Here is an 18,821-nt window from a genome sequence, read left to right as displayed (position 1 = left end):
TTATAACGGCCCGGCGTTTTATGCTCGTTGACCAAAGTCTTCACCAGCTGTCCGGTGATGTTGTAGATCTTCAGGCTGACCGGGCTGGACCCGCTGCCGCCGATCTGGTAGCTGATGCTGGTGCCGGAACGGCCGAAGGGATTGGGGGCGTTCTGGGACAGAAAGACGTTCAAGGCGTCGATCCCGGGCCGGCCGGCCACGCCCGAGACCTCCGGGGTCATAATAAAGGTGGCAATGGCCCCGCTGCTGGGAGTGGTGGGCCCGGAACAGGTGAGGGTCCAAATATCTCCGGTGTGTGGTCGCAGGTCCCACAGGGTGGAGATATTGCGCAGTGTTGCTCCGTTGCGGCGGTTGAAATAGATGATGACCCCGGCGATATACATGCCGAAACGCGAGGTGCTGATGCTGTCAACATAGCCGGCGCAGGTGGTGGCGGTGGGGTTGAAGCACCAGGAGGACTTGATCATGTTGGCTTTGGTGACGCCGGTCTCCAGGGGAACCTCCACATTGTTGGTGATATCCCACACCGTGGCGCACAGGATGCTGCCGGCTGGATTGGTGCCCACCATGCCGCTGCTGTCCCGCCAGCGGATCTCGTAGTCGCTCCCCCGCCACTGCCAGGCGTTGATGCTGGCGGTAAAGTTGCTGTTCAGAGAACCGTAGGCCTGGGCGAAGATACTGTCGGCCGGGTAGACCCCGGTGACCGATACCGTATCGACCACGGCTTCGGTTGGCAGATAGTGCAGGAAGGGCTGGAAGACGATCCCGCCGAAAGGCAACTGGTCGTACGGCGCTCCGTTGTAGCTGGGTGCGGGTTCAGCGCCATAAAAGCTGTAGGATGGTGTCAGACTCAGCGAATCCATTAAAGAATCAACGGAGCTATAAAGCCGTCCCTGGTAAACGGGATAATTGTAACCGCCGCTGGAATACTTGCCCATCTCGCCCCAGTACAGTTTGAAGCTGTCGTCCGGCACGGCCTTGGGATCGGCCGCGAAGAGGTTCTGAAAATAATCCAGTGCTCCGCCATAGCGGACATCCGAGCCGCCATCTACCCGGATAACAATATTGGGCGGAACATATCCCCCCGGGGTTGCGGCCGGGGTCACCGCCTGGGCATACAACACCGGGTCGCTGGACATGGTGGTGGGGGATTTGTGGGTGAAATAAACATTGGGCTGGTAATCGTAGGCCGAGATCCCGTAATAATAACAATGCCCGTTGGTCAGGCCGTTATCAACCAGGCCGTAGATAAGCCCCCGGTCGGTGCCGATGGTATCGTAGATCGGAAGATAATAAGTGGTGTCGGGCGTCACATAGGGATACAGGTCGATATCCAGGACTATCTGATACCCGTCGACCTTGTCGTAAAAATAGCCGTGGGCTCCGCTGCTTCCGGTATGAAGGGTGCCCACCGGAACCCTTTTAGCCGGATCGTTCAGGTCGGCCAGGTTGTCGGCCCGGTAGAGCAGGTATCCCTGGAAATCATACGGGGTATACATGGCTTGTTCGCTGTATTTGGCATTCAAAGTATCGGTTCCGCCCACCGGATTGGCAGCCCCCCGGGGTATCTTGGCGGAGGTGGCGGCTCCGGTCCTGATCTCGAAGGAATCCACCAGCGCCTGGCCGGCCGGAGGCAGATGAACCCAGGAACCGGCAAAATAGGTATACCACTTATTTATGGAATCCAAATTTTCCCAGTAGGGATCGGGCGTGTTCTCGATGGCCTTGTTCCAGCTTAAATAGACTTTGCCGTCCCCGGCGGTGGCGGTCAAGGCAAATGAGGGAGAGGACGGCGCATCGGCCAGGACGAAACCGTTATCGTAAATGGTCTGGGCCACATCCGAAGCCAGCTTGAGAGACAAAGTGTCCAATGCCCCGATGATGCCGATACAGGTGGTCATTATGGAATCGGGCTTTAAAACGAACGGCCCGCTGGACATTAGAAAACGCTTGTCGGCCGCCACATCGGCGCCCCATTCATCGTAGGCGTCGGGGATCAGATCCCAGTAGTTGATGCCGGACATCATAAGGTAGCGCTCCTCGTCGGTCTTGGGATCCATATCAATGGTGTATATCTTGAAGGCGGTCAGCCCCAGCGGATCTCCGGGGGCGATGGCGTGGGGGAACTGATTATCTATCACATGCACGGTATCCCCGGTGTTGTTGATGGGGCTCTCGAAATAGCGGAAGCCCACCACCCCGGTCTTGTCCCAGCCCGGTTCATTGGTAGTTTGGAACTGGATGGCCAGATTGCGGGTATAGTCAAAGATTGTCCGGTCGTTGGCGTTGGGGGCGGCCTCGTCGCCGATGTCGCTGTCAACACAGGGGCCGACATAGGCGTTGTCCAATATCTGGCCGGTGAGGTTCCGGAGCTTGAAATAAAAGAAGACGATGTCATTATTGTCGGCATAGTTCCAGGCGTAGGAGAACTGCTCCACCACCACATGCAGGACACTATCGCCGCTGGTGGTGAACTGGGGATTCTCATCGCTGTACTTGCAATAACTGTCCTGGCGGGATTTGATGACTTTTTTCCCGTCATCCAAGACCGGCCAGTCGTAGTAGTCGGTGGGATTGGTGGAGAGGTAGACCCGGGCCAGCGGATCGGTCAGATAATTTTGGTAGCTGTCATCCAGACTGACCGGGCCGAACTCATAACTTCCGCTGGCGGGATTGTAACCGTTGGCCACAATTTTTGTTCCGGAACTATTCTGGGCCCCCACCCACAGCCCGGCGCCGTAAATATAGCCATGGCCCGGGTTGCGCCAGAAACCGCCGCTGCCGGTCTGGGGATTTACCATCGGGCCGTAGTTGGTGGTGTAGATGGTCCAGGCATTGGCGTTCAATGTTTTTTGCGACATCAATTTTGCTGCCGGGGGAGTTTTGCCAGGCGCGGTGGCGGCCAGGGCCAGGGTGGCGGTCAAGGCCAGGGAAGAAATTGCGACTAACCAACGAAATGTTTTCATGGCGTCCTTCGTTAATAATGGTGGTATGGTTGATCAAAATGCTATTTGATTGATATTAAACCTCCGGGGTATATTTGTCAAGAACTATTTTTATTATTTCTCAACCGGCTATGCCGGTTTGACAAAGATTCCAATATTCCGTATAATCAACGCATGCCAAATTTACTTTACGCCGATGCCAAGGGCCGGATCTTCGACTCCGCCCATCACCAGGCCCTGGGCCTGTCCGGCGGGGACTTTGTCCCCATCCCGGCAAGCGAGATGGTGCCCCTGCCGGAGGGCAGTGAGCTGTTCGTGATAAAAAAAGGGATTATCGTGGCTCAAAAGGAAGGAAGCCCGGTCTACCTGGAAAAGTTCGGTACTAAAAAGATCTACCCGGTGGCGGCCTTCATGCCGGCCGGCTATACCAGAACGCTTATGCCGGCCTATGTGGAGAGGTCATCCGATCCGCTGCTGCCGCTGTGGTCCTACACCGCGGTGGCCTGGCATAAAGGGAAGATCTGCGGAGCGGCAAAATTGGTGGCCAAGAATCCCAAGGCCGATCCCGAACTGCACAGCCCGGAACAGGATAAGAGGCTGATCAAATTAGTCGAGCAACGATTGAAACTGGAGCCGGACAACCGGCTGTTAAGACAGTTAGCCCGTTGTGCCCTGGAGTATCACTGCTTTGCCGGAAAAAACACTTTTTACCGCCGCTGGGAACTGCCCCTGCCCACCTCGCCTACCTGCAATGCCCGGTGCCTGGGCTGTCTGTCCTGGCAGCCGGCCGGGAAGGATGGCTGCTGCGCCTCGCAGGACCGCCTGTCATTCGTGCCCAGCCCGCAGGAGATCGCCGCCATAGCCATTCCTCATCTGCAAAATGCGCCGTCGCCCATAGCCAGCTTCGGCCAGGGCTGCGAGGGCGAGCCCCTGCTGCAGGCGGAGACCATCGGAAAGGCCATCAAACTTATCCGGAAGCAGACGGATAAGGGGACCATCAACCTGAACACCAACGGCTACAGCCCGCAGAAGATAAGGGCCCTGGCCGATGCCGGGCTGGATTCGGTGCGGATTAGCCTGAACTCCTCCTTTAAAAAATGCTACGACGCCTACTACCGTCCGGTCAACTATGGATATTCCGATGTGCTGAGGAGCATCCAGGCCGCCAAGGACAACGGACTGTTCGTCAGCATCAACCTGCTGGTATTTCCGGGTTATACCGATAGGGAGCGGGAGGCCGAGGGGCTGGTAAAACTGTTCGCCCAGTATAAGGTGGATATGGTCCAGATGAGGAATCTGTCCATAGATCCCTGGTGGTATATAAGAACCATTCCCCGGCCCAAGGGCCGGGCCATCGGGATCGCGGAGCTGATCAAATTATTCAGGAAGGAACTGCCCAAAACGAAGATAGATTATTTCAATCCTTATTTGGGATAAAGCAAAAGAGGCATGGGTAACCATGCCTCTTTTTAGACCACCCCTTTAATCCCCTCCTTGATCAAGGAGGGGACGGAGGGGTGGTGCTATTTACACGATTTCTTGTGGCGGAACAGCGACAGCCCGCCGAAGCCGCTGATGATCGCGATGTAGAACCCGAAATCGTACAGCCAGCCGTTGTTGAAGACCTCGTACAGATGGATGTGCTTTTTGAATATGCTGATGATCAGCGAAAAGGGGGCCACCCAGCCGTGCCAGATGCCCCAGAAAAATCCGGCCGGTCTCTGGGCGGTATTGGCGCCGTCGCCGGGGATGCAGCCGGCCAGGGTGGCCAGGGCGATGAACAGGATAACGGCGAACAAGGCGTTGCGGTGTTTCATTTTTCCTCCATGTAATGGTTGTTCATATTCATTGTTGGGGCAATTCATGAATTGCCCTTACGGTTATGACCTAACACTTCGAAAGATTTACAAATGGTCAACCTCAGTGCAGGCACCCTGCCCACTTTCGTTTGCAGCAATATATTTAGAGGTTGGATCAATAAAGGGTTATCTCTATTGAGGAGACATCCAGGATCAGCCGGCCTCCCTTGGTCACCAGGAAGAAGGGGCCGTCCAGGGAAATTCCGGTGGCTTTTTCAAATTCCCGGTTTACTACTTTTCCGTTCGGAATGTCGAGCAGCAGCCATTCGGTCTGCCGGCGGCCCGCTCCGGGCCCGGCATCCATCCTCATGACGGTGGCCCAGCGCAGGCTGGCCGAGATCTCGGCCAGGCCCAGCACATAACCGGGGTCGCTATAGATCACCACATTCTTTTTCCCCGGCAGGTTGGCCAGTATCCGGCCCTCGTTTTTTGGGTCCACCCGGATATTTTTGGCCCCGGCATATCCGGGGCGGCTGTCGTCCGCTACGTAAATGCTGCCGAAGAAAACCTCCGAGATGCAGGCGTCGTTCCATTTGGTGCCCCGGTACACTTCGGCTATGTCCAGACGCAGGATCAGGCAGGACGGGTCCGGCGTCAGGCTGTCGATCGGGCGGGAGCCTGCCTGGACCTTGTGCAGGAGATCCTCCAGGTCTTGGTAGGCTGCCGGAAAGGGAAAACTCTGCAGGCCGAAGGTATCCTTCAGGTCAAAATAAAAATCGCCGGGGTATTTTAGGGCCCGGAAGCACCGGGCGATCTCGGTCACATAGCCCGGCGGGCTGACCCCGGCATAGCAGGAAAGCTTGATCCGCTTGGGCCGGTTGTTCTTCAGGTAAAGGTCCCGGCTTTTGCCGTAGCCGGAAAAAATATTGAAGGTCCGGCAGTCCCGCGGGATCGCTATCCACACCGTTTGGCCGGTGCCATCCCCCGGGTCGCCCTCGGCCCAGGTGGTGGAGAAGTCCCAGTCGACCAGGTTTGCCGTCGAGTACTTTTGGCTGGCCTCCGTCACCTCCCAGCCCTCGCTGGCGCCCAGCTGGGAGCTGGCGTTATGATATTGGCCTTCCGATCCGCTCAGGACGATCTCCACCCAGTCCTGGGCCAAAGCCGTTGCGGCCGTCAGGGACAGGAGGGCCAGGAACAATCTAAAGATCATTCGTCCTCCAACAGAAAGATTTTTCGCAGTTTGTCGACGGTCTCTTTGGCCGCCAGCGATCCCGGCCGGTCTTTCCGGATTTTGGAAACGATCTTCCGGGCCCCATTCTTCTCCAGCCGGCCGTAAAACTGCTCGACCAGGGCATCCCGGTAGTTCTGGTTTCCCTTCAGTCCGGTCAGTTGGCCGATCCGCTCCTTTTTGCCGGCCGGGCAGATGCTGTCCAGCTCGATGCCCCACTGTCTCCAGGCGATGTTTTCTGCCAGCTGTTTGATCCGGCTTAAGGGAAAGCCGGGGCCGACTTTTGGGGCGTTGCCGGCCGGTTCGGTCGGGGAGGCCAGGCCGGTGGCTGGATCAATGACAAACCAGGTATGATATTTTTGGTATGAAGCCGTATCCACCCGTTTCCACTTGAGATTCTGCTGCCAGCCGCTGACGGGCTCCAGGTTAAACCGCACCGAATCTCCCTCATAAAAGGCCCGGCAGTTCCAGGCGGATCTGGCCAGCGGCAGGGGGCCGAAGTCGTAAAGCCTTTTCAAGGCGCCGTCAGCGATATCCATCTGGTAGAGCGAGACATTCTTGTAGAGGACCTTGGGGCGGCCGCCGTCGGGAAAGGCCGCCAGGCCCTTGGCCGGGCGGTGCACCTGGACGAAGGCGAAGAACAGCACCCGTTTGCCGGCGGCATCGGCCGCCGCCGGGCCAGCCAACTCCAGGGTCAGGTGGGGCTCGCCGTAGAGGCCCAGCAGGGAGAGGGCTGCCAGCAGGAAAATGGAATTCATCTTCGGCTCCTATGTTGGATGGCTGGGTACGGACCTAACCCCTGCCCACTTTCGTTTGCAGCAATAAGTTGCTTAACTCAGTGCAGGCTCTTCCCCGTGAGGGAAGGGGTGCGTTCTTCCCCCTCCTTACGGGAGGGGGAAAGAGGGGGCGGTCAGGTCCTTGGCCATTATCACGCTGCGGTAGTTGGTGCAGTCCCACTGCACATGGTCGACCACCTTAAATCCCCAGCGTTGGTAAATATCTATCAGATGCTTGGCCGTCCCGGCGGTGTCCAGGGCCAGGGTTTTGACGTTATTCTTCCGGCAATGGTCCTCGACCGTCTGGTACAGCCTTTTGCCCAGGCCGGAGCCCTGCAGGTCGGGGTCCACTGCATACTGGCCGAAGTGGCTGACGCCCTCCTGGCGATAGAGGGGAGCCTCGGCCTCCTGATACGGCCCGTAAAGGGTGATGGTGCCGACGATGGCGTTTTCCTTTACGGCCAAAAATGAAGCGCCGATGGTGAGGCGTTTTTCAGTGGTCTTATCATCCTGGTGCGAGGCCAGGTAGCGCATGCCCTGCGCGGCCATGCCGGCGTAGGCCCGGTGCAGGAGCGCGGTGATCTCCGGTATGGGATCGGCGGGCTGGTATGGGCGGATGAGGATATTTTCTTTCATTGAAATGTTAGACTGGCCCAAGTCTTTCTGCTGTTTTTGGTGGTTTCATATATATTGTTCCAGTTGGCCATTTATATAACTTTGGCAATATACATATTTTTATAATGTTTCGTTAAGCTCAAGATATTTTTTTTCAGCAGGTGTAATGATTTCATCATTCATGCAATTCATTATATCTTCATGTGTAGAATAATAGAATGTATTTAATATCGACTTATGATTTTTTCTTAAATTACTGATAGTTGTGGGTTCCCTTTCGGAATTATTTAAAAATAATGGCTTTATTGGTATTGCAATATTTTTAACAATTTCTGGTAGTTCTTCTAAAACAATTTTTGCATCAGTAAGGTCAACTATTACAAATTTAGACAAGTGTGCAAGTGTTGAAACGGTTTCAATAAAATTTCGTGATTTGGGTTTTTCAAAATCAAACAGCACGGGAATATATCGATATTTTCTCAATTCTTTTCGTAATAATTCCAATATCACTTTTCGCTCTTTCGTAAACCTACCTAGAATAAGAACAACTTTAGATGTTATTGTGTCGATGGCATCCCTTATTTCTTTGTTTTCAAGAATTAAATAAATAAATTGTGCAACTTTAAGGTTGTCTATGGTTATTATATTTTCTTTTTCTTTTGTAATTATAAGATTGCTTTGATTTGTTTTAGCATCTGTCTTTACATTCCATGCAGAAACACCAAATACTTTACAACCAGTAAGGTTAGCACCTTTAATATTTGTTTCAATTAATCGTGCTTCTTTAAGGTTTGCATTACAAAGGTTGGCGCCGGTTAAATTTACATCTTTTAAATTTGCTCCATGTAGATTGGCATTTTCTAATATTGCTTTTTCCATATTTGCTTGCCATAAGTCAGCTTGCCATAGATTTGCGTATGATAGATTTGTTTTAGTTAAATTGGCTTCCCATAAAATAGTACTACAAAGGTCTGCGTTATCTAAAACCGCATTGCTCAAATTCGCATTACTTAAATTTGCATTATTAAATACGGCACTATCTAATCTTGCATTTTCAAAATTTGCATAGTTTAATTTTGCTTCACTTAAATCCGAAGAAGTTAAATAAGAACAACTAAAATCTGCTTCTGATAAATTTGCGCCCACGAAGCAGGTGTCGAGAAAAATTGCATTACTAAAGTCATAGCCAGATAGATTTTTACCTTTAAAATTATAATCTGATAAGTCAATAGCTAGGTCATCTAGTTCAAAAGAAGAATATTCAGTTATTTCTACAGAAGCAATCTTTTTGTCATGTCGTTTTTTCCAAGCATTCCATGAAATTGCTCCCTTATTAATCTTTCGAATCAATTCTCTCTTATCCAAGTGAATTCTCCTTAAGATATATTTATCACATCCATCCCCATAAACGGCCGTAAAACCTCCGGCACGGTAATGCTCCCGTCGGCGTTCTGGTAATTCTCCATCACCGCTATCAGCGTCCTGGGCAGGGCCAGGCCAGAGCCGTTCAGGGTATGCACAAATTCGGTTTTGGCTTTGGGCTCCCTGCGGAACTTTATATTGGCCCGCCGGGCCTGGAAATCCCCGAAGTTGGAGCAGGAGCTCACCTCCAGCCACTCGTTGCAGCCCGGGGCCCACACCTCCACATCGTAGGTCTTCACCGAGGAGAAGGTCAGATCGGCGGTGCACAGCTGGACTATCCGGTAGCGCAGGCCCAGCATCTCCGGGATGACGCAGGCGTCGGCCAGCAGTTTCTGCAGTTCCTCATTTGAATTCTCCGGCAAAGAAAACTTGACCAGCTCCACCTTGTCGAACTGGTGCCCCCGTTTGATGCCCCGGACATCCTTGCCGGCCGACATTTTCTCCCGCCGGAAGCAGGGGGTGTAGGCCACGTGATAGAGGGGCAGCTGGCTGCCGTCCAATATCTCGCCCCGATACATGTTGGTCACCGGCACCTCGGCGGTGGGGATCAGCCAGAAATCCTCCTCGGCGTCGTGATACAGGTTGTCGGCGAACTTGGGCAGCTGGCCGGTGCCGATCAGGCAGTGGTGATTGACGATATAGGGCGGAAGGATCTCGCCGTAGCCGTGCTTTCTGGTGTGGACGTCCAGCATCAGGGCGATGAGGGCCCTTTGCAGGCGGGCGCCGGCCCCTTTAAGCAGATAGAAGCGGGTGCCGGACATCTTGACCCCGCGCTCAAAATCTATGATGTCCAGCTTCTCGCCCAGCTCCCAGTGGGGCTTGGGAGCAAAGTCGAACTTCTTCTCATCGCCGACAGTTTTTTCCACCACGTTGTCCTTTTCGCTTTGGCCCAGCGGGACAGTGGGGTCGGGCAGATTGGGCAGGGCCAGGGTGATCTCGGTCAGCTTCTCTTCGACTAGGCGCAACTCGTCGTCCAGGGCTTTTATCTGGTCGCCCACCTGGCGCATCTCCAGAACTTTTTTATCGGCTTCGGGCGATTTTTCCTTCTTTAACTTGGCGATCTCATCGGAGACGCTGTTGCGCTGGGCCTTTAAGACCTCCACCTCCTGGACCATGGCCCGGCGCTTGGTATCCAGCTCCAGGAACGGCCCCAGGTCGGCTTTTTCGCCCTTCTTGGCCAGGCCCTCTTTTACCAGTTCGATATTCTCGCGGATGAATTTAAGATCCAGCATGATTGGTTCCTTTAAATTTTTGACAGGATTTTTTACGTTATCACGGAGTGCTTGCCTGACGTTGGCCGAGTGGCCGGTGGTTTCGATACACTTTTTATGCTACTCAACCACCGGCTGTATCGAGGCCAGGCAGGCAAGCAACCGTGGTTGGTTTCTCCCTATTATAACATAACCGGAAAGATCGGAAGGATCATTTTTTCAGCCGGTCGATGGCGCCCACTATCTGCTGGGCCACGAAGATCAGCAGGTCCTTCTCGGCCTCGCTGAACGATATCTCCTCGGTGTAACTCTTGATGACCATGATGCCGATGGTCTGGTCGGCCTTCTTCAGGGGGATGCCCAGCCAGTTGACGAAGGGGGAGGTCATCTCATCCATCTCTCCGGCCCGCATTTTCTCGGCAATGGTCTCCGAAGTGGCAAACAGCACCTGGCCGCTTTTGATCACATACTCGAACAGCCCCTTGCCTAATTTGGCCGGGGGCGGCGTGGCGCTGAACTCGTCGATGTGATAGGGGAATTCCAGGATCTGGCTGTCTTCGTCGTACAGGGCCACCAGGAAATTACGGGCGTAGATCAGCCCGCCCAGGATGCTGTGCATGTCGGAGAACAGCTGGGCCGGGCTGGGGGCGGCGGCGGCCTTCTGGGAGATCTTGTACAGGGCCGACTGTAGGGCCTGGGCCTGCTTTTTGATGGTCATCTCCTCGCTGGTGGTGATGATGGCAATAGGCTCTCCGGAGGAATTCTTGACCACATCCGACATCAGGTGCACCGGGAAGATCGATCCATCCTGGCGGATGTTCAGGCCCTCCCGGCTGAGGCGCTTGATCTTTCTGGCCTGCTCCCTGGTCATAGGATTCCAGATGCCGTTGGGCGCGAAGATCCGCACCTCCTGTCCGATCAGCTCATTAACCTGATAGCCGTGCATCTGGGCCTCGGCCGGGTTGGAATACAGGATATGGCCCTCGATGTCCGAGATGGTCACGCCCAGAGGCATGGTGTCCACCAGTTGTTCCAGGGCCCGCAGTTTCTGCCGGGTGCGGCCGTGCTCCAGGTCCTGCACCTCGGACTCTGACAGGTGAATGCGCAGGGCGTGCAGTTCATTGATAAGCTGTTCTTTTGATTTTTCCTGGTCTTCCATGACACTATCCCCTAAATAAAATGATTACAAGACTGTTTTATAGCCTGCCGGCCGATCTCAGCACCAATAGGGCATCGGCGGTGATATACGGATTACTTTTGGTCCTGCTGGTCCCACCCCAGTCGACGGGGGTTGTCCCGTTGGCCTCCTTCCCGGAGACCCGGTAATATTTGACCTCCGCCGGCCAGCCGCCATCCGGCAGACGCTTTGACTCCAGCAGGTCCAGGGCCGGGCGGCAGCGGGGATCCATGATGAACCCGGCCTCGGCCATGGCCTTCAGCCCGGCCAGGATGTTATAGTGCCAATAGGCCGGGTAGGCCAGCCGGATGAATCCGGGATCCATCACCGTGTCGTCCTTTTTGCGCAGGAACATTTTCCGGGACAAAAACACCTGGGCGGCCTTTTCCACGGCCCGGCGGGAGGTTTTACAGTCGGTGATCCTGGCGTGCAGGGCCAGGGCCCGGAAGGGTGGCAGGGTCTCGTGAAAGGACGAAATGCGGGCCGAGGGTTTTTTGTCGCAGTTCCATCCGCCATCGGGCCACTGCCATTTTAGAAGGTTGGATATCAGCTGTTCCACCCGCTGATCCGATATTCCCAGGGTCAGGGTGGAGAAGATGGCGTTGCCCTCCTGGGAGCCGCAGTGCCGGGCCTTGTCCTTGATGATCTTGACGCTTTTCAGGTGGCGTTCCGACAACAGCCAGTCATACACCTGGTTCCTCAGGGGGATCAACTTCCGGCCCCCCGGAGGATGGCCCAGGTCGGCCAGCAGCAGCAGCGCCCAGTGGGCTCCCCGCCATTTGTGATAGGGATGGTGGGGGATGGCGCCGTCCGTTTGCTGTTCCGCCAGCAGGGCTTCGAAAATGTTTTTCATATCTCAATATCCAATCCGATGGGGCAGTGGTCCGAGCCCATCACCTCCGGCAGAATGTAAGCGTTCCGGAGTTTATTCTTAAGATTATCGCTGGCGTAAAAATAATCTATCCGCCAGCCCACGTTGCGGTCCCTGGCACGGCTGATCACATCCCACCAGGTATAGCGGCCGGGCGACGGGTCGAACATCCGTAAAGTATCTATAAAACCCAGCTCCAAAAAATGGTCTATCCATTCCCGCTCCTGTGGCAAAAAGCCCGAGACCTTGGAGTTCTCCTTTGGCCGGGCCAGGTCTATCTCCTGGTGGGCGGTGTTGACATCCCCGCAGATGATTATCTTTTTGCCCTTTTTTATAAGCTTTTTCATCTCCAATAAAAAGGCTTGGTAGAAGTCAATCTTATATTTAAGTCTTTCCGGTGATGCTTTTCCATTGGGGAAATAGATGTTGAACAGGATGAATTTTCCGTAGTCGGCCTGGAGGATCCGGCCCTCGTCGTCGAATCTGGCTACCCCGAAGGTCTGCTTAACCGACAAGGGTTTCTTTTTAGAGAATAGGGCCACGCCACTGTATCCCGGCTTTTGGGCCGAGGCGAAGTGGACATGATATCCTGTAACGGTTTCCAGCTCGTTTACCACCTGCTCCGGCCTGGCCTTGGTCTCCTGCAGGCAGAGGATGTCGGGGCTGGCCTTTCCCACCCATTGGGCAAAGCCTTTTTTGAAGACGGCCCGCAGGCCGTTGACGTTCCAGGAGAGTAATGTTGTTCTCATAATTATTTTGGGTTTAATTGGACACGGATTTTCGCGGATTATACAGATCTAATTCAGATGTTCCGGTTTAGTTCACCATCACCGAGGTTTCCGGGTCCAGGGGGATAGGGTCACCAGCCCTCGGGTAATCATTTTAAATATATCATTAAACCACCCCATCTGCAATAATAAAATAAGGGGCTTGACTTTTAAGGGGGGTTGATATATGATGGACACATATCAAGATATATTGATATGATAACCCCACCCCTTCCCCTCCCCGCTGCGGAGAGGGGAAATTAAGGAAGATATGAAACAGACCGTAAAAACTTTCAAGGCCCTGGGCGACCCGACAAGATTGAGTATCCTCAAACTGCTGGAGGGCGGGGAATTGTGCGTCTGCCAGCTGATGGAGGCTCTTAAGATGGGCCAGTCCCGCATCTCCCGGCACCTGTCGATCCTCAAGGAGGCCGGGCTGATTGACGACCGCCGCCAGGGCAAGTGGGTTCATTATCGTCTGCATAAAAGCAAGGACAGCAGAAAATTCTTATCGTTGCTCAACGAACTGGTCAGTATTTGCAAATGGTGAGCAAATAAAATCAGAGGGGTTGTTTTATGAATCAGTCAATCTCCCGCAAGTTGGGTTTTTTGGACCGCTACCTGACAGCCTGGATCTTCGCTGCTATGGCTCTGGGCGTGTTCATCGGCTGGCTTTGGCCGGGAGCGGTGCATTCTTTCAATCTTAAATTCAGTGTGGGCACCACCAACATCCCCATCGCCATCGGCCTGATACTGATGATGTACCCGCCTCTGGCCAAGGTCAAATACGAGGAGTTGGGCGACGTCTTCAAAAACTGGAAGGTGCTGGGGCTGTCCCTGCTCCAGAACTGGGTGGTGGGTCCGATACTGATGTTCTTTCTGGCCATCATCTTTCTGCCGGCCTATCCCGAATACATGGTGGGGCTGATAATGATCGGCCTGGCCCGCTGCATTGCCATGGTGATAGTCTGGAACGACCTGGCTCAGGGCGATACCGAATATGCCGCCGGACTGGTGGCCTTCAACAGCATCTTTCAGGTGCTGTTCTATTCGTTATTCGCCTGGATATTCATCACAAAGCTTCCACCGCTGTTCGGCCTGCAGGGTAGCGCGGTCGACATAACCATCGGGCAGATAGCCAAAAGCGTCTTCATCTATCTGGGCATTCCCTTCATAGCCAGCATCATCACCCGTTTCACGCTGATCAAGCTGAAAAACAAGGAATGGTATCACTCCAAATTCATTCCCAAAATAAGCCCCATCACGCTGATCGCCCTGCTGTTCACCATTGTCGTGATGTTCAGCCTTAAGGGCGAGTATATCGTCAGGATCCCGATGGATGTGGTGCGGATCGCCATTCCTCTGCTGATCTACTTTGTGGTGATGTTCTTAGTCAGCTTTTGGATGGGAAAAAAAGCCGGGGCCGGCTACGGCAAGTCCACCACCCTGGCATTCACTGCGGCCAGCAACAATTTCGAGCTGGCTATTGCGGTAGCGGTGGCGGTGTTCGGCATCAACTCCGGGGCGGCCTTCGCCGCTGTGATCGGCCCGCTGGTGGAGGTGCCGGTGATGATAGGGCTGGTGAACGTGGCGTTGTGGTTCAGGAAGAAATATTTCGCCTAACCGCAAAGACGCAAAGAAATGAAAAATTACTTCGATAAAAAAGGCCTGCTGATAGCGGGGCTGGCACACCTTTCCGGCAAGGAGGCGCTGGAGGAGGCACGGAACGGCGCGCTGTTCATAGATCTGCGGGCGCCGATCGAGACCGATTATAAGAAATTCGATGTGCCGGAAGTGCTTTACCTGCCTGATCCGGAGCTCAAATCCCGGCTGGGCGAGCTTCCAAAAGACAGGCCCTTGATCATAGCTGATTCGGTGGGCCTGCGCAGCAAGGCGGCGGTAAAATATCTAATGGATCAGGGTTTTCCCAACGCGGCCAATCTCAACGGCGGGATACTTGACTGGGAACGCGACGGCCTGCCGATTAAGATAGACCAAAGCAAACAGCTCTCGGGCTCCTGCACTTGCAGGTTGAAACCGCAGGGAAAAAAATAAAGGATCAATTATGACAAACTGTTCCTGTAACGCCGCGCAAAACGCTAAACAGGGTGAAGACAGTTGCTGTGACCCGGCCGGCAAAACCGGCATCAAATACAAATCGATCAGGATACTGGGGAAGGTCGATTCGCCGGCCGATGCCATCGAGCGGATAACGACGGAATGGGATCTTTCCGATCACCTGGGCCAGGCCCTTGTCCGGCTGGGATACCATCGCATGTCATATGCCGTCCGCCCTGGATTGTATGCGGCCGGCCGGCCGACAGCCGATTCCCCGGTGTTTGTTTCGGCGAATTACAAGCTGTCGTTCGACATTTTAAGACGCGTCCTTCACGGGCTCGACGGCTGGATTCTGGTTTTAGACACCAAGGGCGTAAACGTCTGGTGCGCGGCCGGCAAGGGCACTTTCGGGACCGCCGAGTTGATCCGCATGATCGAGGAAACGGGATTGGCGAAGGTGGTCGGCCACCGTGAGCTGATTGTGCCCCAGCTTGGCGCCCCCGGCATATCCGCCCATGCGGTGGAGAAAAAGACCGGTTTTTCCGTGACCTACGGTCCGGTCCGGGCCCGGGATATACCAACATTCATGAAGAACGGGCGAATGGCCGACCCCGGCATGCGCCGGGTCCGTTTCACATTGACCGACCGTTTAGTTGTGTCTCTGTTGGAACTGTCGCAAGCCTGGCTGAAGGGATTTTGGATATCTGTCATCATATGGCTATTGTTCTCGTTCGGTCCGGCCGGTTTCCAGTTGTCCTTGGGCTGGCAGCGGGCGGGATTTGTGATAGCAGGTCTGTGGACGGCTATCCTGGCCGGCACGGTGCTGACAGCCGCGCTGCTGCCGGTTCTTCCCGGCAGGATGTTCTCATTCAAGGGCGCGGTCGCCGGTCTGCTGTCGGGCGTGTTGCTTGTTGTTGTCTCGAATTATTTTCGCTGGTTTTCCGTGTACCCCTTCCCGGCGTTATCGTTGATACTTTTAATGTCGGCTATTTCGGCCTATTTGGCTATGAACTTTACCGGCGCGTCAACCTTTACTTCGCTATCGGGAGTCAAGAAAGAAATTAAGCATTCGATGCCCTGGATCATCGGCGCGATAGCTTTGTCGGCGGGATTGCAAATGCTATGCCTGTTTCGGATAATATAAGGAGACCATAATGCTGCGATATCTTGAGAACGTCGTAACGCTGGAATACAACCCGGAACGCTGTAAAGGCTGCGGACGTTGCGTCCAGGTCTGTCCACATGCAGTGTTCCGCATGGACGAGCAGAAGGCAGTAATGATCGATAGTAATGCCTGCATCGAATGCGGGGCCTGCCGCCGCAATTGCCCTTACGGCGCAATTCAGGTGCAGCCGGGAGTGGGCTGCGCCCAGGCTGTGCTCAATTCCAAGCGAAAAAACTCATCGTCCTGCTGTTCCTCCGGCGACTGTAGTTGCGATTAAAATTACCGCTCCTGCCGGAATGGGAAATAAGTCTTGCACTAAGAAGGAAAACAATGCTTTGCTAACGAAGTGAATAGGTCAATTATAATGTCACATAATCATGATCACCATCATCACCGCCAGGCCGGGCAGAAGGGCCTGTTCATCACCCTGATCCTAACAGGCCTGGTGATGCTGGCGGAATTCCTGGGCGGATGGCTGTCCGGCAGTCTGGCCCTGCTCTCCGATGCCGGGCACATGTTAACCGACGTGCTGGCCATTGCGTTAAGCCTGTTGGCTATGCGCTTTGCCCTGCAGCCGGCCACCGAGAAAAAGACCTACGGCTTCTTCCGCCTGGAGATACTGGCGGCCCTGATAAACGGCATTACCCTGATCCTGCTGTCGGGATACATCTTCTACGAAGCCTGGCAGCGTTTCAGTTCGCCGATCGAGATTAAGAGCGGGTTGATGATCATTGTTGCCGTTATCGGCCTGCTGGCCAATCTGGCGGGATTTTTCATACTCAAGTCCTCCAGCAAACACAGCCTTAACGTGCGCGGGGCTTTTCTTCACATAATCGGCGACCTGCTTTCTTCGGTGGCAGTGGTGATAGGCGGGCTTTTAATAAGGTTCACGGGCTTTTATCTTATCGACCCGATACTCAGCATTATCATCGGGCTGGTGATCTTAAAAGGCGCCTACGGCCTGGTAAAGGAATCGGTGGATATCCTTCTGGAGGCGGCCCCGGCGGGGATTGAGAGCCGGGAAATTGAAAAGGTCCTGGCCGGGATCAAAGGGGTTAAAGCCCTGCACCACCTGCATGTTTGGAGCCTGTCCTCCGGGATCCACGCCTTAAGCGCCCATGTGCAGATAGACGACCAGATGACCAGCCAGAGCGATGCCCTTTTAAAAGAGATCCAGGAACTGCTGGAACATAAGTTCGGAATTCTGCACACCACCATCCAGTTCGAATGCACCGAGTGCAACGGGGTGAACTGCCATATAACGGAAACGCAGAACAGATGCGGTCAATAATAAAGACAAGGAAGATAATATGAAGATCCAGATACTGGGCAGCGGATGCCCCAAGTGCAAAACGCTAAATGCCAACGCCGAGAAGGCTGTTCAAGAACTGGGCATAGCCGCCGAGATAGTAAAAGTAACCGACATCAAGGAGATCATGGCATTCGGGGTGATGCTGACACCGGCCCTGGCCATAGACGGAGTGGTAAAATCCACCGGACACCTGCTATCGCCGGAGCAGATAAAGAAGCTGATATCCGATTAATAAAGATGGAACGGATTTTTACGGATTCAAACGGATATATTTAATTTTCAAAGAGGAAACAATGAAGAGAATTCTTATCGGTATGTTATCGATACCCCTGTTCTGCTTTGCAGTAAGCCCATTATGGGCTATGGGAGCTAAACCGGCACCCCAAACCAAGGACACGCTTGCCGTGAAAACGCAGGCAAAAACCAGTGCCGTACCGGCCATCAATAAAACACCGGAGGCCAAAGCGGACAGCGCCAAACCAAAGACCGTCAAAATACCCAAGCTGGTGGATCTGGGCGCCAGTAAATGCATCCCCTGTAAAATGATGGCGCCGATCCTGGAGGAACTGGAAAAGGAATACAAGGGCAAGATGGATGTGGTATTCATCGATGTCTGGAAAAATCCGGATGAAGGAAGCAAATATAAAGTAAGAGTGATACCCACTCAGATATTTTACAGCCCGGAGGGCAAGGAACTGTTCCGGCACGAGGGCTTTTATTCCAAAGAGGATATCCTGGCCAAATGGAAAGAGCTGGGCTACCAGCTTAAGAAATAATGGAACAGCTCTTCATTAATTTATCCCACGCCGTTGAGGGCGCTCCGCTGATCGCCCTGGCGGCCTCGTTTTTATGGGGCATCCTCAGCATCATCCTCAGCCCCTGCCATCTGGCCAGCATCCCGCTGATCGTGGGCTTTGTGGATGAGCAGGGCCGGATCTCCACCAAGCGGGCATTCGCAATCTCCCTGCTGTTCGGGGTCGGAATATTACTTACCATCGGAGTCATCGGCGTAATCACCGCGGCCCTGGGACGGATGATGGGCGATATCGGCCGCTGGGGCAATTATTTTGTAGCGGTCATCTTCTTTTTGGTCGGTCTGCACCTGATCGGCCTGATCCCCATGCCCTGGGCCGGGGCTAATGCCTCGGGATACAAGCGGAAAGGTTTACTGGCTGCTTTTGTTCTGGGGTTGATATTCGGAATTGCCTTGGGGCCATGCACTTTTGCCTATATGGCCCCGATGCTGGCGGTCACCTTCCGCACGGCGTCCACCAATCCTCTTTACGGAGCAGGTCTTTTATTGGCTTATGGCATCGGGCACTGCTTGGTGCTGGTGCTGGCCGGGACTTTTACCGAGATCATCCAGCATTATCTGAATTGGACGGAAAAGTCAAAAGGTACGGCCATCGTCAAGATCGTCTGCGGCGTTTTGGTGATCCTGGGCGGGGTGTATATGATTATCACGGCAAGATAGG

General features: G+C 54.1%; 20 protein-coding genes. 10 read left to right on the top strand and 10 right to left on the bottom strand.

Translation table 11 applies throughout. The features are described from left to right. A partial coding sequence (locus KJ869_01735; protein ID MBU1575916.1) for a hypothetical protein occupies positions 1–2,966 on the bottom strand: 2,966 nt, incomplete at its 3' end. Positions 2,967–3,119: 153 nt separating this feature from the next. Here KJ869_01735 and KJ869_01730 point away from each other — a divergent pair. Then, the gene (locus tag KJ869_01730; GenBank protein ID MBU1575915.1) at positions 3,120–4,382 is read left to right on the top strand and encodes a radical SAM protein; all 1,263 of its coding nucleotides are present in this window, start codon (positions 3,120–3,122) and stop codon (positions 4,380–4,382) included. An 86-nt stretch (positions 4,383–4,468) separates the two neighbouring features. Here the strand turns inward: KJ869_01730 and KJ869_01725 are convergent, their stop codons facing one another. From KJ869_01725 to xth, 9 genes are all read right to left on the bottom strand, one after another. Next, positions 4,469–4,762 carry a hypothetical protein gene (locus KJ869_01725; protein MBU1575914.1) on the bottom strand — a complete coding sequence of 98 codons (294 nt, stop codon included), beginning with the start codon at positions 4,760–4,762 and terminating at the stop codon, positions 4,469–4,471. 157 nt (positions 4,763–4,919) lie between these two features. Then, the gene (locus KJ869_01720) at positions 4,920–5,954 is read right to left on the bottom strand and encodes a hypothetical protein (protein MBU1575913.1); all 1,035 of its coding nucleotides are present in this window, start codon (positions 5,952–5,954) and stop codon (positions 4,920–4,922) included. Continuing rightward, on the bottom strand, positions 5,951–6,730 hold the full coding sequence (locus tag KJ869_01715) for a hypothetical protein (protein ID MBU1575912.1): 780 nt from the start codon (positions 6,728–6,730) through the stop codon (positions 5,951–5,953). The genes KJ869_01720 and KJ869_01715 overlap by 4 nt, the downstream gene beginning before the upstream one ends. A 126-nt stretch (positions 6,731–6,856) precedes the next feature. Next, positions 6,857–7,384, bottom strand: a complete 528-nt coding sequence (locus KJ869_01710; GenBank protein MBU1575911.1) for a GNAT family N-acetyltransferase — start codon at positions 7,382–7,384, stop codon at positions 6,857–6,859. Positions 7,385–7,483: 99 nt separating this feature from the next. Continuing rightward, positions 7,484–8,728 (bottom strand): pentapeptide repeat-containing protein, encoded by a 1,245-nt coding sequence (locus KJ869_01705; protein ID MBU1575910.1) that lies wholly within the window; start codon positions 8,726–8,728, stop codon positions 7,484–7,486. 11 nt (positions 8,729–8,739) lie between these two features. Continuing rightward, positions 8,740–10,017, bottom strand: a complete 1,278-nt coding sequence (gene serS, locus KJ869_01700; GenBank protein MBU1575909.1) for a serine--tRNA ligase — start codon at positions 10,015–10,017, stop codon at positions 8,740–8,742. A gap of 190 nt (positions 10,018–10,207) precedes the next feature. Next, positions 10,208–11,155: a PAS domain S-box protein gene (locus tag KJ869_01695; protein ID MBU1575908.1), complete on the bottom strand. Its 948-nt coding sequence runs from the start codon at positions 11,153–11,155 to the stop codon at positions 10,208–10,210. A 37-nt stretch (positions 11,156–11,192) separates the two neighbouring features. Then, positions 11,193–12,026 carry a hypothetical protein gene (locus KJ869_01690; GenBank protein ID MBU1575907.1) on the bottom strand — a complete coding sequence of 278 codons (834 nt, stop codon included), beginning with the start codon at positions 12,024–12,026 and terminating at the stop codon, positions 11,193–11,195. After that, on the bottom strand, positions 12,023–12,793 hold the full coding sequence (gene xth / locus KJ869_01685) for an exodeoxyribonuclease III (protein MBU1575906.1): 771 nt from the start codon (positions 12,791–12,793) through the stop codon (positions 12,023–12,025). The genes KJ869_01690 and xth overlap by 4 nt, the downstream gene beginning before the upstream one ends. A gap of 289 nt (positions 12,794–13,082) precedes the next feature. Here xth and KJ869_01680 point away from each other — a divergent pair, with 289 nt between their 5' ends. The 9 genes from KJ869_01680 to KJ869_01640 all read left to right on the top strand — a co-directional run bounded on the left by KJ869_01680 (position 13,083) and on the right by KJ869_01640 (position 18,820). Then, complete coding sequence (locus tag KJ869_01680; GenBank protein MBU1575905.1) at positions 13,083–13,361, top strand: metalloregulator ArsR/SmtB family transcription factor; 279 nt, start codon at positions 13,083–13,085, stop codon at positions 13,359–13,361. 26 nt (positions 13,362–13,387) lie between these two features. Then, a complete protein-coding gene (arsB, locus tag KJ869_01675; GenBank protein MBU1575904.1) occupies positions 13,388–14,434 on the top strand; it encodes an ACR3 family arsenite efflux transporter in 1,047 nt (348 codons plus the stop codon). An 18-nt stretch (positions 14,435–14,452) separates the two neighbouring features. Further along, positions 14,453–14,866 (top strand): rhodanese-like domain-containing protein, encoded by a 414-nt coding sequence (locus KJ869_01670; protein MBU1575903.1) that lies wholly within the window; start codon positions 14,453–14,455, stop codon positions 14,864–14,866. Between the two features lie 10 nt (positions 14,867–14,876). Then, positions 14,877–16,013 carry an acetyl-CoA synthase subunit gamma gene (locus tag KJ869_01665; GenBank protein MBU1575902.1) on the top strand — a complete coding sequence of 379 codons (1,137 nt, stop codon included), beginning with the start codon at positions 14,877–14,879 and terminating at the stop codon, positions 16,011–16,013. Between the two features lie 10 nt (positions 16,014–16,023). Further along, a complete protein-coding gene (locus tag KJ869_01660; GenBank protein ID MBU1575901.1) occupies positions 16,024–16,311 on the top strand; it encodes a 4Fe-4S binding protein in 288 nt (95 codons plus the stop codon). A gap of 87 nt (positions 16,312–16,398) precedes the next feature. Then, the gene (locus tag KJ869_01655; GenBank protein MBU1575900.1) at positions 16,399–17,325 is read left to right on the top strand and encodes a cation diffusion facilitator family transporter; all 927 of its coding nucleotides are present in this window, start codon (positions 16,399–16,401) and stop codon (positions 17,323–17,325) included. A gap of 19 nt (positions 17,326–17,344) precedes the next feature. Then, entirely contained in the window at positions 17,345–17,578 is a 234-nt protein-coding gene (locus KJ869_01650) for a TM0996/MTH895 family glutaredoxin-like protein (protein ID MBU1575899.1), read from the top strand. A 130-nt stretch (positions 17,579–17,708) separates the two neighbouring features. Beyond that, the gene (locus KJ869_01645; GenBank protein MBU1575898.1) at positions 17,709–18,122 is read left to right on the top strand and encodes a thioredoxin family protein; all 414 of its coding nucleotides are present in this window, start codon (positions 17,709–17,711) and stop codon (positions 18,120–18,122) included. Next, positions 18,119–18,820, top strand: a complete 702-nt coding sequence (locus tag KJ869_01640) for a cytochrome c biogenesis protein CcdA (GenBank protein MBU1575897.1) — start codon at positions 18,119–18,121, stop codon at positions 18,818–18,820. The genes KJ869_01645 and KJ869_01640 overlap by 4 nt, the downstream gene beginning before the upstream one ends. Position 18,821 lies beyond the last annotated feature (1 nt).

It is taken from the genome of Candidatus Edwardsbacteria bacterium (genome assembly GCA_018821925.1).
Taxonomy (GTDB): Bacteria; Edwardsbacteria; AC1; order AC1; family EtOH8; genus UBA2226.
Note: the sequence above shows the minus strand (reverse complement) of the source record. Positions and strands in the feature narration are given on the sequence as shown.

Bases quoted from the DNA above. Each gene is read 5' to 3' on its own strand.
- KJ869_01730 (MBU1575915.1), top strand. From the start codon at position 3,120: ATGCCAAATTTACTTTACGCCGATGCCAAGGGCCGGATCTTCGACTCC.
- KJ869_01725 (MBU1575914.1), bottom strand. From the start codon at position 4,762: ATGAAACACCGCAACGCCTTGTTCGCCGTTATCCTGTTCATCGCCCTG.
- KJ869_01720 (MBU1575913.1), bottom strand. From the start codon at position 5,954: ATGATCTTTAGATTGTTCCTGGCCCTCCTGTCCCTGACGGCCGCAACG.
- KJ869_01715 (MBU1575912.1), bottom strand. From the start codon at position 6,730: ATGAATTCCATTTTCCTGCTGGCAGCCCTCTCCCTGCTGGGCCTCTAC.
- KJ869_01710 (MBU1575911.1), bottom strand. From the start codon at position 7,384: ATGAAAGAAAATATCCTCATCCGCCCATACCAGCCCGCCGATCCCATA.
- serS (MBU1575909.1), bottom strand. From the start codon at position 10,017: ATGCTGGATCTTAAATTCATCCGCGAGAATATCGAACTGGTAAAAGAG.
- KJ869_01695 (MBU1575908.1), bottom strand. From the start codon at position 11,155: ATGGAAGACCAGGAAAAATCAAAAGAACAGCTTATCAATGAACTGCAC.
- KJ869_01690 (MBU1575907.1), bottom strand. From the start codon at position 12,026: ATGAAAAACATTTTCGAAGCCCTGCTGGCGGAACAGCAAACGGACGGC.
- xth (MBU1575906.1), bottom strand. From the start codon at position 12,793: ATGAGAACAACATTACTCTCCTGGAACGTCAACGGCCTGCGGGCCGTC.
- KJ869_01680 (MBU1575905.1), top strand. From the start codon at position 13,083: ATGAAACAGACCGTAAAAACTTTCAAGGCCCTGGGCGACCCGACAAGA.
- arsB (MBU1575904.1), top strand. From the start codon at position 13,388: ATGAATCAGTCAATCTCCCGCAAGTTGGGTTTTTTGGACCGCTACCTG.
- KJ869_01670 (MBU1575903.1), top strand. From the start codon at position 14,453: ATGAAAAATTACTTCGATAAAAAAGGCCTGCTGATAGCGGGGCTGGCA.
- KJ869_01665 (MBU1575902.1), top strand. From the start codon at position 14,877: ATGACAAACTGTTCCTGTAACGCCGCGCAAAACGCTAAACAGGGTGAA.
- KJ869_01660 (MBU1575901.1), top strand. From the start codon at position 16,024: ATGCTGCGATATCTTGAGAACGTCGTAACGCTGGAATACAACCCGGAA.
- KJ869_01655 (MBU1575900.1), top strand. From the start codon at position 16,399: ATGTCACATAATCATGATCACCATCATCACCGCCAGGCCGGGCAGAAG.
- KJ869_01650 (MBU1575899.1), top strand. From the start codon at position 17,345: ATGAAGATCCAGATACTGGGCAGCGGATGCCCCAAGTGCAAAACGCTA.
- KJ869_01645 (MBU1575898.1), top strand. From the start codon at position 17,709: ATGGGAGCTAAACCGGCACCCCAAACCAAGGACACGCTTGCCGTGAAA.